The sequence below is a fragment of the Roseobacter weihaiensis genome, assembly GCF_020622345.1.
In the GTDB taxonomy this organism is placed as follows: domain Bacteria; phylum Pseudomonadota; class Alphaproteobacteria; order Rhodobacterales; family Rhodobacteraceae; genus Roseobacter; species Roseobacter weihaiensis.
This window is the reverse complement of the sequence record NZ_JACNMO010000014.1, coordinates 1-16434: the sequence shown is the minus strand read 5'-3', so window position 1 is coordinate 16434 and position 16434 is coordinate 1. Positions and strand designations below refer to the sequence as shown.

The 16434-nt window shown below is 59.7% G+C and carries 16 protein-coding genes and 1 pseudogene; 12 read left to right on the top strand and 5 right to left on the bottom strand.

Annotated features, from left to right (window positions below; genetic code table 11):
- Positions 1-155: 155 nt before the first annotated feature.
- A complete protein-coding gene (locus H7847_RS15435; RefSeq protein WP_227270381.1) occupies positions 156-491 on the bottom strand; it encodes a DMT family transporter in 336 nt (111 codons plus the stop codon).
- A gap of 236 nt (positions 492-727) precedes the next feature.
- On the opposite strand from H7847_RS15435, the gene H7847_RS15430 reads away from it, so the two are divergent.
- Complete coding sequence (locus H7847_RS15430) at positions 728-1507, top strand: LytTR family DNA-binding domain-containing protein (protein WP_227270380.1); 780 nt, start codon at positions 728-730, stop codon at positions 1505-1507.
- A gap of 446 nt (positions 1508-1953) precedes the next feature.
- Here the strand turns inward: H7847_RS15430 and H7847_RS15425 are convergent, their stop codons facing one another.
- Both H7847_RS15425 and H7847_RS15420 read right to left on the bottom strand, forming a co-directional pair.
- Positions 1954-2727 (bottom strand): HAD family hydrolase, encoded by a 774-nt coding sequence (locus H7847_RS15425; protein WP_227270379.1) that lies wholly within the window; start codon positions 2725-2727, stop codon positions 1954-1956.
- A 7-nt stretch (positions 2728-2734) separates the two neighbouring features.
- Complete coding sequence (locus tag H7847_RS15420; RefSeq protein ID WP_227270378.1) at positions 2735-3754, bottom strand: ABC transporter ATP-binding protein; 1020 nt, start codon at positions 3752-3754, stop codon at positions 2735-2737.
- A gap of 171 nt (positions 3755-3925) precedes the next feature.
- On the opposite strand from H7847_RS15420, the gene H7847_RS15415 reads away from it, so the two are divergent.
- From H7847_RS15415 to H7847_RS15370, 10 genes are all read left to right on the top strand, one after another.
- The gene (locus H7847_RS15415; protein ID WP_227270377.1) at positions 3926-5269 is read left to right on the top strand and encodes an ABC transporter substrate-binding protein; all 1344 of its coding nucleotides are present in this window, start codon (positions 3926-3928) and stop codon (positions 5267-5269) included.
- 81 nt (positions 5270-5350) lie between these two features.
- On the top strand, positions 5351-6217 hold the full coding sequence (locus H7847_RS15410) for a carbohydrate ABC transporter permease (protein ID WP_227270376.1): 867 nt from the start codon (positions 5351-5353) through the stop codon (positions 6215-6217).
- A 3-nt stretch (positions 6218-6220) separates the two neighbouring features.
- Positions 6221-7039 (top strand): carbohydrate ABC transporter permease, encoded by an 819-nt coding sequence (locus H7847_RS15405; protein ID WP_227270375.1) that lies wholly within the window; start codon positions 6221-6223, stop codon positions 7037-7039.
- A gap of 63 nt (positions 7040-7102) precedes the next feature.
- The gene (locus tag H7847_RS15400; RefSeq protein ID WP_227270374.1) at positions 7103-8074 is read left to right on the top strand and encodes a sugar-binding transcriptional regulator; all 972 of its coding nucleotides are present in this window, start codon (positions 7103-7105) and stop codon (positions 8072-8074) included.
- A gap of 25 nt (positions 8075-8099) precedes the next feature.
- Positions 8100-9143 (top strand): NAD(P)-dependent alcohol dehydrogenase, encoded by a 1044-nt coding sequence (locus H7847_RS15395; RefSeq protein ID WP_227270373.1) that lies wholly within the window; start codon positions 8100-8102, stop codon positions 9141-9143.
- Positions 9140-9706, top strand: coding sequence for an SIS domain-containing protein (locus tag H7847_RS15390; protein ID WP_227270372.1), 567 nt, complete (start codon positions 9140-9142; stop codon positions 9704-9706). The genes H7847_RS15395 and H7847_RS15390 overlap by 4 nt, the downstream gene beginning before the upstream one ends.
- Before the next feature lie 3 nt (positions 9707-9709).
- Complete coding sequence (locus tag H7847_RS15385; protein ID WP_227270371.1) at positions 9710-10477, top strand: SDR family NAD(P)-dependent oxidoreductase; 768 nt, start codon at positions 9710-9712, stop codon at positions 10475-10477.
- A 5-nt stretch (positions 10478-10482) separates the two neighbouring features.
- Positions 10483-10962: a hypothetical protein gene (locus tag H7847_RS15380; protein WP_227270370.1), complete on the top strand. Its 480-nt coding sequence runs from the start codon at positions 10483-10485 to the stop codon at positions 10960-10962.
- A 13-nt stretch (positions 10963-10975) separates the two neighbouring features.
- Positions 10976-11701, top strand: coding sequence for an SDR family oxidoreductase (locus tag H7847_RS15375; protein WP_227270369.1), 726 nt, complete (start codon positions 10976-10978; stop codon positions 11699-11701).
- A complete protein-coding gene (locus H7847_RS15370; RefSeq protein WP_227270368.1) occupies positions 11698-13317 on the top strand; it encodes an FGGY-family carbohydrate kinase in 1620 nt (539 codons plus the stop codon). Before H7847_RS15375 ends, H7847_RS15370 begins: the two co-directional genes overlap by 4 nt.
- Before the next feature lie 398 nt (positions 13318-13715).
- Here H7847_RS15370 and H7847_RS15365 read toward each other — a convergent pair whose 3' ends face one another.
- On the bottom strand, positions 13716-14945 hold the full coding sequence (locus H7847_RS15365) for an alpha/beta hydrolase family protein (protein ID WP_227270367.1): 1230 nt from the start codon (positions 14943-14945) through the stop codon (positions 13716-13718).
- 581 nt (positions 14946-15526) lie between these two features.
- A pseudogene (locus H7847_RS15360) lies at positions 15527-15652 on the bottom strand (transposase); the annotation flags it as partial.
- Positions 15653-15825: 173 nt separating this feature from the next.
- On the opposite strand from H7847_RS15360, the gene H7847_RS15355 reads away from it, so the two are divergent.
- Positions 15826-15993 carry a hypothetical protein gene (locus H7847_RS15355; protein ID WP_227270366.1) on the top strand — a complete coding sequence of 56 codons (168 nt, stop codon included), beginning with the start codon at positions 15826-15828 and terminating at the stop codon, positions 15991-15993.
- The last annotated feature ends 441 nt before the right edge of the window (positions 15994-16434 follow it).

Genomic DNA, 16434 nt, shown 5'->3' with positions numbered 1-16434 from the left:
CATCCCTCCCCGCCTTCGCCAAGTGGCCGGTTTGCGGACCAAGGTTCAGGACCAATCGCACAGGCGGAGCGCTATGAACGATCAAAAAGGAAAGGGTTTTCCGCACCGCCACCGATCAAGGCTCTGTGCCCCGACACTGCGCATGGAGATCATTCCTAGTGCACAGCAAAATCCGACAAGGCATTTATGACGACTATTCCAGCGATGATGAGCCCAAGTCCGATGCCCGCAGCCAAGTCCAGCCGCTGTCCGAAGATGACGATGCCCGCCAGGGCGACCACAATGATGCCAAGGCCGGACGCCAGCGCGTATGTGATGCCAAGCGGCATGTATTTCAGCGCCAGTGTCAGGAAGTAGAAAGAGCCCCCAAGCCCCGCGATCACCAGCAGTGAGGGCCAGAACTTCGTGAACTGCGCGCTGGCATTCAACGCGGAATACCCGATGGCTTCGGCGATGACAGAAGCGATGAGGTAAAGGTAATGAGCGGGCAAGATGGTCTCCTTGATTGGTGATTTAGCCGCAACGAGGTGTCATCTGAAATTGTGGTGAGATGGCCCCATACGGGGATCGGCGATGCTGAAAGGCCTAGTGGCGCGATGCACGATGGTGAACGGTTCCTGTTTTGTCTTTGAGGGTAAGCGGCATTTTTGGCTCCTCGCGTTGCTGGTGGTCTGTCGACCTGCTAGCTTTCGGAGAGAGCGAAGGAAATGGGTCTGGCGTCAACGACATGGGAAAGGTCGCGAACGACACGGTTGTCGCAGAAACCATAGCCGAAGCGCAGGTTCTGGCACGGCACAGACGGTTCTGGGCAGGGCTCTTGGGCGCGGGTTTCGTGATCGGCCTGACAGGTCCATTCGGCACCTATGACACGCTGCCGATGTTGGCGCGCACCGCCTACTGGATGTTCGCCGTCGGCACGACTTTCTGGCTTGGCTATCTGGTTTCCTTTACAGTCACCACAGGTGCGGAAGGCTACGGCATCAGCGCGCCCGTGAGCCTGGGGATCGGCGCCGCAGCCGCGAGTCTTCCGGTGACGGCTTGGCTCGCAGGCTTTCATGTGGCCGTTTTCGCGACACCGTTCTGGACGGATGCGCTGGAACTTCTGCCTTATGTGGCGGTGATCTGTTTCGCTGTTGCCGCCCTGTCCGAGGCCGTCGCCACACGCGAAGTGGGGCCGGTGTCGCGCGCCACGCCGATCCCGGAGCCTGCCTGGCTCGATCAGCTGCCGGGTCACCTGGGCAGAGACCTGATCTTGCTGCACGCGCAGGATCACTATGTCAGGGCCGAAACAGAACTCGGCCAAACACTGCTGAGAACAACGCTTCATGACGCGGCGGATGATCTTGGCGACTACGGGGTTCGGATTCACCGCTCATGGTGGGTGGCTCGGGCTGCCGTAGCGGCTTTTCGGTACCGCAACGGGGCGCCTGTTGTTGTCTTGCTGGACGGACGTGAACTTCCCATCGGTCGAACGTATCGCCGGTCCGTGAAAGAGGCACTCCGATGACCGCCCTTTGCAACAAGCGGAAATGTAATTGCACGCGCAGATGGTCTGTTTCGACCCCGCATGACCGACACCTGAAAGACATGCGTTGACGGTCGGCTTTGGTCGAACTTGTGGAACCGGCGGACCCGATAGCTCAAGCCTTGATCCGTGTAACCTCTGTCCGCCGCCGGTGCGCGAGCGAAACCCTCCTGAACAGTATCGCCAGCCAAACACCCTGGAGCGTCATTGACCCGGTCCATCGACTATGATCGTCTCGCTGCCGGTTCCGGAAAGCATCAGGTCAGCGACCTTCAATTGCTGCGGCGAGGGCCTGGCGGGTGGCGGTGAAGTCAGCCTCCCCTGCCTGGGCGTGGCAAAACTCTACTCGATCAAACCGATCACTTTGCCCGTTTCGACAGCAAGAAAGACCCGCGAACCGGCTGTGCCGGGATCAATTCCAAGGTAGCTCATCGGGTGGCACGTTCCTCAGTCTCGCCGGAAACAGGATTTCCCAGCACCTGCCCATGTGCAAGGGTTTCTGGCGCGACGGGCGCAAAGCTGTCGAGGATCAGATCAGCGCCTGCGGCCCTGAGTCTGGCCGCATGATCATCGCGGATCCCAGCCATATGGACACCGCCGACAAACCCGGCGCAGCGCATCCCTGCGGCTTTTGCGGCCCGCACGCCAAAGGGGGAATCCTCGATCACCAGGCAGCGCGTTGGGGCGGTGCCCAACTGCTGGGCGGCATGCAGAAAAAGATCGGGGGCGGGCTTGCCCCGAACGACCTGTTCGGCGTTGAAGACATGGCGGAAGCGGCTGGTCAGCGCCATCGCATCAAGGGCAATGCCGAGGCGTTCGAACGAACTGCTGGAGCCGATGCAATAGCGGATTTGCGCGTCCTGCAGCCTGTCGATAAGAGGCACGATCCCCGGGACCGGTGCAAGATCGCGCCGAAACTGCTCAAACAGCATGTTTTGCCAACGATCAGCGAACTCCGCTGTGGAGCAGGCCGGATTCAGGATTCTGACCTGCCTGAGGATCGTCCTCATCGAGGTGCCCAGAAACCTCTCGCGCACCGCGCTCAGGCTCATGTAGATCCCGAAATCGGCCAGCGCGCGATGCAGCGTGGATAGGGAGATCACCTCACTGTCGGCAATCACCCCGTCAAAGTCGAAGATGACAAGATCTATGCTGTCAAGCAGGCCCGGCGCGGTGTCCTTGGAGGTAGGGGGTGACGTCATCGCAGGCTCATTGCAGCGCACGGCCTGACGTATCGAACTGGTGCAGGCGGTTTTCGGGAATGCGCAGGCCGATGTTCTGACCGACGTCTGTCACGTCGTCTCCATCCACACGGGCGACCACATCAGTACCGCCATCCATGCCCAGATAAAGCAGGCTTTCACCGCCCAGTTGTTCCTTGACCTTTACGGTGGCATCCGCGTGACCCGTCCCCCGCGCGACCAGTTCAAAATGCTCGGGACGGCAGCCGATGAAGGCGGCTGCGGGATCAAGGACCAGATCGCCAAGCCCCGCGCCAGGAACAAAGACGTTCATTGCGGGCGAGCCGATGAACTCGGCCACAAAACGGGAGTTAGGGGTGTGATAGAGCTCCATCGGGGTGCCGACCTGTTCCACGCGCCCCCCGTTCAGCACGACGATCTTGTCGGCCATGGTCATCGCTTCGACCTGGTCGTGGGTGACGTAGATCATGGTGGCGGCAAGCTGTTTATGCAGGCCCTCAAGCTCAACCCGCATCTGCACGCGGAGCTTGGCGTCAAGGTTCGACAACGGCTCGTCAAACAGGAACACCTTGGGGTCCTTGACGATGGCGCGGCCAATGGCGACGCGCTGGCGCTGACCGCCGGACAACTGCGAGGGTTTGCGGTCGAGGTAGTCTTCCAGCTGGAGAATGCGGGCCGCTTCAACGATACGCTTTTCGCGCGCATCGGCGGCGAGGCCGTTCACCTTCATGCCGAAATCCATGTTGGCGCGCACGCTCATGTGCGGATAAAGCGCGTAGGACTGAAACACCATGGCCAGATCGCGGTCCACCGGTTCGGCATGGGTCACATCGCGCCCGTCAATACTAATGGCGCCTGCATCCGCAGCCTCGAGCCCCGCCAGACAGCGCAGGAGCGTTGACTTCCCGCAGCCCGAAGGGCCGACAAAGACGACGAATTCACCATCAGCGATATCCAGACTGACATCAAAGAGCGCCTGCGTATCGCCATAAAACTTGTTCAATCCGTTGATCCTGATGCCAGCCAAGCCGTGCCTCCCTGCGTTTCGGGCCGCGCCTGTAGCTGCGCCCGCCCTTCGTACTTATGTTATTTGTTAGAAACATATGTGTTGACTTTCAAGTGATTTATAACTTTTGTATTATTCATCATGCATTTGTATTGGATTTTGATCCAAACAAAAGAGGGAGGACTTTTTGTCATGAGAAAACTGCGTAATCTTTACGGCACCGCCGCGTTGGCAAGTATTGTCGCCACCGGTGCGGTGGCCGATGGGCACGGGTGGAGCCTGAAAAAAGCGGCTGAACCTTATGCCGGCACGACCGTGGATGTCGTGTTCCTGCTGCGCCCTGGCTATGAGGCGATCGAGGCGATGCTACCCGCTTTCGAGGAAGAGACCGGTATCAAGGTCAACATCATCAAGCACCCCTACGAGAACGCTCTTGGTGAACAGGTTCGCGATTTCGTGGCCGGTGGGGATCTGGATGTGGCGCTGATCGATCTGGTCTGGATGGGTAACTTTGCCGAGAACGAATGGGTGCTGCCCTTGGCGGACGTGCAGGCGAAATTCCCCGAAACCGTTGATCCCGATCTGGATATCGATGACTTTTTCCCTTTGGTTCTGAACGCTTTTGGCGGCTGGAACGACACGATCTACGGCCTGCCGGTCGACAACTATTCCGGCCTGATGTTCTATAACCGCTGCATGTTGGAAGAGGCCGGCTTTGACGGCCCACCCGAGACATGGATGCAGTTGAAGGACGAATACGGTCCCGCGCTGACCAAGGACGGTAAATACGCCTTTGCGCTGCAATCCAAGCGCAACGAGACGCAGTCAGCCGACAGCTTTGCGCGCGTGCTCTGGCCGTTTGGCGGATCGTTCCTGGACGAGAACTTCCGCTCCAACCTGAGCAGCGCCGAAAGCCAGGCCGGTCTGCAATTCCGTCAGGACCTGATGCAGTACATGCCCGATGGCATCGTCGCCTATGACCACGCCGAGACGGTCAACGCGTTCGCCCAAGGCGATGTTGCGATGATTACCGAATGGTCGGCCTTCTACTCGTCGGTCGTCTCGCCCGAGACATCGAAAGTGGCCGATTGCGTCGAGATCGCGCCCGAACCGAAAGGCCCCGCAGGCCGCAAACCCGCACTTGGCGGGTTCTCGATGGCCGTGGCCTCGCAGGCAGATGAGGCCGAGCAGGCCGCGGCTTACCTGTTCATCCAGTGGGCCACGTCAAAGGCCAACGCGCGCGAGTATCTTGAGCGTGGCGGCGTGCCCGCCCGCCAGTCCGTCTATCAGCAGGACGGTCTGGAAGAGTTCAAGTTCGTGCCCGCACTGGTCGAAAGCTGGCAGGACGGTGTGCCTGAATTCCGCCCCCGTTTCGCGGAATGGCCCGAGATTACAGAGATCGTGCAGGAATGGGGCACCAAGATGATGCTGGGCGAGGTTACCACCGAAGAAGGTGCGACCGAGATCGGCACGCGCATGGAAGAGGTGCTTGAGGCTGCCGGGTATTATTCGGGCGACAAGCCTCTGGCGCAATAAGCGGGCGCCGAAAAACCTGACCGGAGATGCTGTAAAGGCGTCTCCGGTTTCCACAAGAAGACGCAAAGTCCGGAGGACAACATGCGCGGTCAGGTTCCCCGTAAAACCATCTTTTCCTTTATCGGCCCGGCGGTCCTTGGGCTTGCCATCGTTGGCATCGCGCCACTGCTTTACGCGATCTGGACGTCACTGCATTTCTATAATCTGACGCAGTTGCGGCGGGTCGAGTTTATCGGCCTTCAGAACTACTGGAACGTGCTGACGGACGAATCGTTCTGGCAGGCGATGTGGCGCACGTTATTCCTGCTGGGCACGGCGTTGCCGCTGCAAATCGCCCTCGGTCTTGGCATCGCCCTTGTACTGCACCAACCCGGTCTGACCCTTCTCAAGACGCTGGCGCGGTTGAGCCTCGTGCTGCCGATGGCCACGACCTATGCGGTGGTCGGTCTGCTGGGACAGGTCATGTTCAACCAGAAATTCGGTGTGGTGAACCAACTGCTGGGCGGCGCGGATATCAATTGGATCGGTGATCCGCAAAACGCGTTCATCATGATTATCTTCTGGGACGTCTGGCAGTGGACACCTTTCGTGGCGCTGGTGTTGCTGGCCGGCCTCACGATGGTTCCCGGTGAGATCGAGGAAGCGGCCCGCCTCGAGACGAAGTCGAAATGGACGATCTTGCGCTATGTGCAATTGCCGTTCCTGTTGCCGGGGCTTGTTGCGGTTCTGATCTTGCGGACCGCCGATACACTCAAACTGTTTGACATGGTCTTTACACTGACACGCGGCGGGCCGGGGGCCTCGACCGAGTTCATATCGCTCCTGATCCAGCGCGTGGGCTTTCGCGCCTTCGATCAGGGTCTGGCCTCGGCACAGGCGATCATCTTGCTCATCATCACCATCGTCTTGGCGCAGATCTACATCCGCGTCTTCTATAAGGAGGTCTGAGCGATGACATCCACCCGCTCCCTCTGGTCGCAGATCGCACTGCTGGTCGTTATTATCTCGCTTTGTGTGTTTCCGTTCTACTGGATGGTGACCACATCGTTGAAAACGCAGGTCGTCGCCCTTGAGGCGCCACCCGTCTGGCTGTTTGAGCCGACGCTGGACAATTACCGCGCCGCGCTCTTCGAAGACGGTGTGCTGCGTACGCTCATCAACTCGTTGATTATCGCAGTCTGCACCACGGCGCTGGCGCTTGTGCTGGGGGTTCCTGCGGCCTTTGCGCTGGCCCGGTTCGAGTTTCGTGGTAAGAAAGACCTGTGGTTCTGGTTCATCACTAACCGCATGGTGTCGCCCATCGTGCTCGCGCTGCCGTTCTTCCTGATCGCGCGGAATCTTGGTGTGCTGGACAAGCATATCACGCTGATCCTGATCTACCTGACGTTCAACCTGCCCATCGTGATCTGGATCGTGACCGACCAGTTCCGGGGCATTCCTTACGATCTGGACGAAGCCGCCCGTCTGGAAGGGGCGTCGCAATTCACGATCATGCGCAAGATCTGCCTGCCGCTGGCGATGCCCGGTGTGGCGGTCTCGGCGATCTTTTCGTTCATCTTCTCTTGGAACGAGCTGATGTTCGGCCTTGTTCTGACCCGCAGCGAGGCCAAGACCGCGCCCGCAATGGCGGTATCCTTCATGGAGGGCTACAACCTGCCCTACGGCAAGATCATGGCGACCTCGACGCTGATCGTGATCCCGGTCCTGATCTTTGCGCTGATCGCGTCAAAACAACTGGTGCGCGGCTTGACGATGGGGGCTGTGAAATGATCCTGCTGCCGGAACACTCCATGCCGCATCTCTGCGTGCCCCTCTGAAAGGACCCGCCACCCCGTGTCGCGCACCATCAAACTTGACCAGATCGACCCCGAAGAGCAGCTCCTGGTGCGGCTGGCCTGGGCTTGCGAGATTGAAGGCATGACGCAGGCCGATGCCGCCAAGCGGTTCGGCGTCACCCGGTTGCGGGTCAACAAGTCCCTGAGTGAAGCACGCCGCCGCGGCATCCTGCGCGTCAGCGTCGATTCCGTTTTTGCTGCGGCCGCCGATCTGGAATGGCAGCTGGAGCGCCGGTTCCGCCTTTTGCGGGCGGTCGTCGTCCCCTCCCCCGCCGATGGCGTGTCGGTCACGCCCTTGGTCAGCGCCGGGCTCGGCGCGCATCTTGGCGAATTGCTGCAAAGCAAGACCCTGACCCGCTTTGGCATGTCCTGGGGTAACACGCTGAACCTGGCCACGCGACATATGCAGCCGCTGGAACGCTCTGATCTTGAGGTTGTGTCGATCATGGGTGGCGTATCGCGTGGATCGGACGTGAACGGCTACGAGATTACGACGCGGCTCGCCGATCTTTGCAACGCCGAGCACAGCTTCTTCACCGCGCCGCTCTATGCAGGCAGCGCTGAAAGTCAGGCGCTGTTTCTTGAGCAGGACGTTATCAAGACGATGCTTGAGAAAATCCGCTCCTGCGGTGCGATTGCGCTGGCGACGGGCGATCTGGAAAGCTCGCTTCTGGTGCGCGACGCGCTGCCCGGAGATATTGATCCGCAGGAACTGGCGGCCCTTGGTGGCGTTGGCGATATCACCGGCCATATCCTGAACGCGGAGGGTGATCTGATCGACCATCCCGTGAACCGGCGCGTAATCGGCATGTCGCTGGACGATATGGCCAGTATCGACAACGTCATTCTCGCAGCCGGCGGCCTGCACAAGGTGCCTGTGATCGCGGCCTCGTTGAAACGCGGCTTTGTCGACACGCTTGTCACCGATGAAAACACCGCAACAGCGCTCTTGAAGCGCGCGGCGGCCTAATCCCGTGGAAGATATGAGGACACATATGGCCAAGGCACTTGTATTGGAAAAGGCAAACGAACTGTCCTTGCGCGAAATCGACCTGCCCGCCGATCTGGGCCCGGAAGACGTGCGCATCGCCATTCATACGGTCGGCGTTTGCGGCAGCGATGTGCACTACTATACCCACGGCAAGATCGGCCCCTTTGTCGTCAACGCCCCGATGGTTCTGGGCCATGAAGCCGCCGGGACCGTGACAGAAATCGGCGCGGCGGTGACAGACCTGGCGGTGGGCGACCGTGTCTGCATGGAGCCGGGCATCCCCAATACGCGCTCCAAACCGGCCAAGCTCGGGGTATACAACGTCGATCCGTCGGTGCGGTTCTGGGCCACGCCGCCGGTCCACGGGTGCCTGACGCCCTCGGTCGTGCATCCCGCCGCCTTTACCTTCAGACTGCCGGATCACGTCAGCTTTGCCGAAGGCGCCATGGTCGAACCCTTTGCCATCGGCCTGCAGGCCGCCGCCAAGGCGCGGATCAAGCCGGGCGATGTGGCGCTGGTGACCGGCGCAGGCCCCATCGGGATCATGGTCGCGCTTGCCGCTTTGGCAGGCGGTTGCGCCAAGGTCTACATCTCGGATCTGATGGCGGAAAAGCTGGCCGTTGCCGCGCAATACGACAATATCGAACCGGTACTGATCCCGCGCGATGATCCGGGTCAGCTTCTGCGCGACGCGACAGAAGGCTGGGGGGCGAACGTTGTCTTTGAATGCGCCGGTGCCGCAGCATCGATCCAGAGCGCGCTTGAAGCGGCTGCCCCTGCGGGGTGCGTCGTCTGGGTGGGCATGCCCGTGGACCCCGTGCCGGTCGATATCGTGCTGGCGCAATCCAAGGAGTTGCAGATGGAGACCGTGTTCCGCTATGCCAACATGTATGATCGCGCAATTGCGCTTTTGGGGTCCGGCAAGGTCGATCTGAAACCGCTGATCTCGGAAACCTTTGCCTTTGACGACAGCGTCGCCGCCTTTGACCGCGCGGTCGAAGCGCGCCCGAGCGATGTGAAAATCCAGATCAGGCTGGGGAAGGCATGAGGTTGCCGCTCGACACAGTGGCCGATCGGATCCTTGAGGAACTGCGCCCGGGGCTTTCCGGCGATGTGCTGGAACAGATCGCGCCCCTGTCGGAAACGCTTGCCAAAGCGGGCCGCATTCTGTGTTACGGTGTGGGTCGCGAAGGGCTGATGATGAAGGCACTTGCCATGCGGCTCTTCCATCTTGGGCTCGATGCCCACGTGGTGGGCGATATGACAGCACCACCCGTAGGTGCGGGCGATGTGTTTTTTGTCAGCGCGGGTCCGGGGCAATTCTCGACCGTCGCGGCCCTTGCGGATGTGGCGAAAACCAGCGGTGCGCGGGTGATTTGCATCACCGCTGAACCGGATGGCTCGGTGCCGCAAGCAGCGGATATGTGCCTGCATCTGCCAGCCCAGACCATGGCCGCCGATCAGGGTGATGCGGCGACGTCGATCCTGCCCATGGGCTCGCTTTACGAGGCGCTGATGTATCTGTTTTTCGAAGTGCTGGTCCTTGATCTGCGCGACCGTCTGGGGGTGGCTCCAGACGCCATGCGCGTCAATCACACCAATCTGGAGTAGCCGATGACGTGGCAGACACGGTTCAGCCTTGCGGGTAAAACCGCTCTTGTGACAGGCGCCTCTTCCGGCATCGGAACCGCCATTGCCGAGGTGTTTGCCGATGCGGGGGCGGATATTGCAGGGCATGGGCGTGACGCGGATCGGCTGAATGCCTTGGGCGAACGCATTCAAAGCACCGGGCGCGGGTTTGCCGCGGTCACGGGCGATCTGACTGGTCCCACCGAAACGGAGGCCGTCGCAACACAAGCGCTGGAGGCATTCGGGCAGATCGACATTCTGGTAAACTCTGCCGGGGTCGCGCTCACCGGACCTGCAGTGGATTATGACCTTGCCGATTGGCAGCGCACGCTGGCGGTGAACCTGACCGCTCCGTTTATCCTGTCAAAAGCGCTTCTGCCCGGAATGATGCAACGCAAGCAGGGCAAGATCATCAACATCTCATCGCAAACCGGCGTGATCGCGCTGCAGGATCACGCGGCCTATGCAACCTCGAAAGGCGGGCTGAACGCGCTCACCAAATCGCTGATGACCGAGGCCGCACCCCATAACGTGCAGGTCAATGCCATCTGCCCGACGGTCGTGCTGACCGAGATGGGCCAGGAGCTCTGGTCAGCCTCCGAAAAGAAAGACCCGTTCATCGCGCGCACGCCGTTGGGCCGTTTCGGCGAGCCGGTCGAGATCGCGGATATGGCGCTCTATCTTGCCTCACCGGCATCGGATCTGGTGAATGGAGCGATCCTGATGATCGAAGGGGGGTATTCGAGCATATGAAGGGCATGGGCGTTCACACCGGCATGTGCACCATGTCTTGGGATGCAGACGGGGCCCGGCACGCGGTCGTCGCGGCAAAGGCTTCGGGCATGGGCGTTGTCGAGATTGCCTTGCTCGACCCGCCCTCCACGGATGCGATTCGTGGGCGTTGCTTGCCGGAAGACGCAGCGCTTGCGGTATGTTCGCTGGGATTACCGGGGCCTGTTCGGGCATCGCGCGGTCCCGACGGGGTCGTCGCGCTTGAAAAGACCGCTCATGGTGTTGCCTTCGGGATCGAGCCGATCAACCACGACGAGACGCCTCTGATGAAAACCGCCGCCCAAGACGTCGCGGTGATCGAACGGATCAGCGCGGGGGACATGTTCCCGCACCTTGATACCGACCACATGACCACTGAGCAAAAGGGCGCGGGCAGCGCCGATGAGACCCTTGGACCGGGCTTACCTTTCTTGCGCGGCAAGGCTGCACAATACGGATTGATCTGAGGGAGAGGTCAGCATGAGCAATTTATCGGGCAAGGTCGTTGCGATCACAGGTGCCGCCTCTGGCATTGGGCTGGCTTGTGCGCAGGCGTGCCTCGAGGCAGGTGCCAAAGTGGCGCTGATCGACCGGGATGCGGACGCGCTGAAAGCAGTCTGCTTTGATCTGGGTGCCGACGCGGTGCCTGTCGTTACCAATCTGCTCGACAAGGACAGCGTGGCGGAGATGTTACCCCAGATCCTCGACCATTGCGGGCGGCTGGATGTGTTTCACGCAAATGCCGGGGCTTACATCGGCGGCGACATCGTCGAAGGCGACCCGGATGCTTGGGATCACGTGCTCAACCTCAACATCAATGCCGCGTTCCGATCCGTCCACGCGGTGCTGGCGCATCTGGCCAGGCAAGGCTCTGGCGATGTGGTTCTGACCAGTTCAATCGCGGGTGTCATTCCGGTCGTCTGGGAGCCGATCTACACAGCCTCCAAACATGCCGTGCAGGCCTTCACTCACACGGCGCGACGACAGATGTCCAAGCATGGGGTGCGTGTGGGCGCGGTTCTGCCGGGGCCGGTGGTCACCGCCCTTCTGGACGACTGGCCCAAGGCAAAGATGGAGCAAGCCCTGGCCGAAGGCAGTCTGATGCAGCCCAAAGAGGTCGCCGACTGCGTCGTTTTCATGATCACGCGCCCACCGAATGTCACAATCCGGGATTTGGTGCTGTTGCCAAACGCCGTGGATCTGTGAGCTTTTTCATCGGCGTCGATGTCGGCACGGGCAGTGCACGGGCGGGGGTCTTTGATGCCGGTGGCGCTCTACTGGCCAGCCAAAAGCAAGACATCCAGATGTGGCGCACAGCAGGCGGTATCGCCGAGCAATCATCGGACGATATCTGGCAGGCTGTCTGCGCCAGCGTCCGCGACGCCATCACAAAGGCCGATATCGACCCGAACGAGATCGGTGGGATCGGTTTTGATGCGGCCTGTTCCATGGTGGTGCTGGACCGGCAGATGCGCCCGCTCTGCATCAGCGCTTCAGAGGAGCCGGAGCGCAATGTGATCGTCTGGATGGACCACCGCGCAACGCCACAGGCAGAGCGGATCAACGCCCAAGGCCACCCGGTGCTCGACTATGTCGGTGGTCGGATTTCGCCGGAAATGCAGACACCAAAGCTGCTTTGGATCAAGGAGAACAGGCCGGATACGTTTGTCGCCACCGGTCAGTTCTTTGATCTGCCGGATTTCCTGACATGGGCAGCGACAGGCGCGCTGACCCGGTCCGCCTGCACGGTGACCTGCAAATGGACCTACCTTGCACATGAGGATCGCTGGGACGACAGCTATTTCGACCAGATCGGCCTGTCAGAGCTGCCTTCCGAGGGTTATGCGCGGATCGGTCAACAGATCGTGCCCCCCGGAAGAGCCCTCGCTGGCGGGTTGACGGAGGCGGCCGCCTTGCAGATGGGCTTGCACCCCGGAACGCCGGTTGGCGCAGGGCTGATCGACGCGCATGCGGGCGGCATCGCCACTGTGGGGGCAGACCCTGCCGCGACGATGGCCTATGTGTTTGGCACATCCGCCTGCACGATGGCGACCTCGGCCAAGCCGCATAAAGTGCCCGGTGTCTGGGGCCCTTACTTTTCTGCGATGGTTCCCGGCATGTGGCTATCGGAGGGCGGCCAATCCGCGGCGGGCGAGGCGATTGCACATCTGTGCGCCATTCACCCCGCACGCGAACAGGCAAACGCGGCAGCTGTGAAGGCGGGACTTTCCTTGCAGGCCTACCTGCTGCAAGAGGTCGAACGCCGGATACCTCAGGTCAGCCAGGCAGTGACACTGGCAGGCCCGCGGGTGATCGTGCCTGATTTTCACGGCAACCGCGCGCCCTATGCTGATCCCGACGCAACCGCCGTGATCTCGGGGCTGACGCTGGCGCAAGACCTTGATGATTTAATTGCCACCTATGTCGCCGGCGTGCTGGGGATCGGCTACAGCCTGCGTCAGATCATGGAGGTGCAGGCCGCGTATGGCGTTTGCCCCGAGACCATCGTGGTGAGTGGTGGCGCAGGGGAAAGCGCGACAATCAAGCAATTGATTGCGGATGCAAGTGGCTTTCCGGTGCTGGCGACACAGTCCCCCGAGCCGGTCCTACTGGGCGCTGCGATGCTGGGCGCGGTGGCGGGCGGAGAGTACGCCTCTTCTAAAGACGCGATGGCGGCGATGTCGTCGATCAAGACGCGGTTCACCCCGGCACCTGGCCCGATTGCCAAGATCCATCAGGTACGTTTCGACGCGTTTCAGGCTTTGCAACAGGTCGAGCATACCATGCGTGGTTCTCTGTCGGCTATATCTATGACAAGCTGACAAAAGCCGGGTCGCAGACGGGCAATCCCGAGCCTCAGTTTTTGCGATGCCGGGCGCGTTAATGGTGCATATTCATTCCCGTCATTAATGGCTTCGGGACGACCAAGCCGGTGCGCTTCTCCTCTGCCAGGATCATGTGGAATAACGGTGGAAACCGTGCCTGCAGTATGTCTTCTCTCAGCGATCTCGGCCAATGCCATCTTGTCGTGCCATCCCGCTTTCTGCATGCTCAGAATACTGAGCTACCGATGAATGTCCGTTGTTTGGAAGCTGCGAGGCGGCAACCAATCATTCGGCCAATATCCATTCAGAGCCGTCAGTTGACGTGGAGGTAAACCCATACTCCGCAAAGCAGCCTTGAACTGGCCCGCGTTTTGTCCGTCAGCTGACCCAATAGATTAGTCGATTGATTCAAGAAATTCACCGAGGACGTCTTCCCAGAAGACTGGCATGGCGATTGCCCAGTGCCCGTTTCCGTATCCAGGGAGTTTGACCATATGCAAATGGCTTTTAACTTCAAAAGGCTCCATTTCGGCCAGATTCGATTTTGAATGTTCAACGCTGTAGAAAGGGTCTTGCGTGCCGTAGATCGACAGGACCGGACCACCAAAGGATCCAATCCGTCTAAACAGGGTCGGATTGATTGCAGAATCTCCCCATTTCTCACTGACCCAACCTCCGACAAAGTTTATCACGCCGGAGACCTCGTTCGGATTATGCCCAGCTTGCATGATCGCGACAACGCCCCCGCGTGACTGTCCGCCTAGGAGAACTGGCCCAGAGGCAACATCTGGACGTTTTTTCAGTGCCGCTAACGCGGCATTTGCATCGGTCAACGCTCTCTCGGCTCCAGGCAAGGACAGCGCAGCCTTTGGTGAATATCCTTGCGATCGAACTTCAGCAAACCCTTCATCATAAAGCCCATCCGACAGGCCACGACCCCGTCTTTGGGGGAAGGCAACGAGCCAGCCGCTCTCGTTCAAGAGGTCGGCGAGCCAGTCATTGGCCCAAATCTGATCGAAGTCTGACGCGTGCTTCCCATGACCGGTTGATCCGTGGTGAATTATCGCGAGGGGAAACGGACCTTCCCCTTCTGGGCGATAGACAACGACAGAAAGCTCGATGTCGCGTCCATCTTCCACAAGCTCGGTCTCGAGGCGTTCAACATCGCCAAGAGCAAACCAATCTTCCGCCGGAGAAGATATCAGTTCCGAAAGCTCTTGGCGTTCCAATATCGCAAAACCTTTGTTGTCGGCAAAAACGCCACGCATGCGGCCAGAGGCAGAAAGTGAATACCGGGCGGGAAAACCGTCATCGGCAAAAACGAGTGTTTTGTCCTCAATCCTTGCCTTCCGCCTGAACCACCGGCCCGGACCATTCATGTCGCCGCCGACCGCATATATAACGTTCGCCAACCCATCGTTACCCAAACCTTCAACAATGAGAATATGGTTCCGCCGATTGCCCCACCGTCCGGCCCAGGTTCCAGAGAAGGCCGCTTCCCCGGGTGCCAAAGTACCCGCGTCTCCGGGCAGTGGGACGTCGCCGACGAAAATCGCTTCTTGAGCGCTGGCCCCTCCAGCGAAGAAGATCAAAACCGCAGACAAACGAGCCAGAGATTGCAACATCGGCGAATGCTACTTTCTATAGGTTCTTCGTTCCAGTGCCGATTGGTTTAAGTTGGAGGTATCATTGTTCGAGTGGGCGAGATACTGCTCAATCGATGGACGTCCGATGAACCAGACGATCATGGCTTGCCGCGGGTGCCTCGATCAGATCCATTTTTCGAACGGCGCTCTCGTCCATCTGCCCAAAACTTGCCGCGTTTGATCGGAAGCCTCCCGAGTTTGGGAACCTGACACCGGTCGATGCCATGATGTGTGCCAGCCAAGTTGGGCTGTTCGATGCTTATGCCACCTTGCACTCGCGCGGGTCGGTGGCAGGCATATTGCGTGGCGACGATGCTCAAAATCTCGAACTCCGCGTCAAGACCTCGTTGCTCTTGCTGTTTCTTCATCAACTTGCACATGAAGCGCTCGGACACACCGAACCAGCGACCGTCGCGGAGGATGTCGATGCCACAGCGGTCGTTGTCCGTCATCCGGGTAAAGCTTCTCTTCGCAGTCTGACCGATGCCGTGATGACAACGTCGCCTGCATTTGTCGGATTGGCAGTGGAGAACCTCGCTCTGGGACGCGCTTCTCGTTGCGCGGACATCCCGGTCTCCCGCTCGGGATATTCGATCTGGGGCATCCCGCTCGCCAGACTGGTATCGTCTTGGCGTGAGGCCAAAATGCGCGCCAACAGTACGGGAGCTTGTGAAGCGGGCGGGATCACCGAAGCTGCCATGTTGGACAGTCTTGGGCAAGCGCAGACCGAAGAATTTAGGCGATCCCTCGGGCATCGTTTTTGACTGTCTTGTTGCGCATCCCTGGAGGTGCGGCACTGACCTGTCGTGCCCCCCTACAGACCACGTCCAATCCGCTGTTTGTTAACCCATAAAAACAGATGCTGGCGCATGATGCCCGCTTCAAACTCAATCCGAACGGCTGGATGCGGGAAGCGGGACAAAAACGCGCTGATCTCGTCAACAGCGCAAGCTGTCTCGCCCTCAAGAACGGCAGTGCCTTTGCCATCAACACTGCAAAGTGCAAAAGCCCGCAACAGCACATCTAGCCCAGCAAATACTCCATCTTCTCTTTCCCTTGCTCACAGATACTCTTCGAGCCCAACGGGAGCTCGACCTCAGATAAGGGTCAGCCCGATGACGCAGGCTTTGGACCGAATAAACGCAGCCATCACCCGCGGTTGTCGTACTCTGACGGGACGAACCCGCTGCATGGCCCGGCCAGCAGATCACTATAATCCAACAAAAGGGAAAAAGTGCAGCCACAAAGCAACTTGTACTGATTTTCAACAAGTGCGTGTGGAACGTCACAGACCTTTGGCTCTTTCGACGTGAAAACTCTGAGAAAACCACCAGATTCCAGTGTGAAGTCTGACCCCAAACGTCAAGCATTTCCGGCCTAGACCATGCAGCAGCCGTTCGGGACGCCTGCGGCGAATGCCGGATATGAGCTTATTTTATTGAAGAAGTCGCTGTGATTTGGGGAGTTG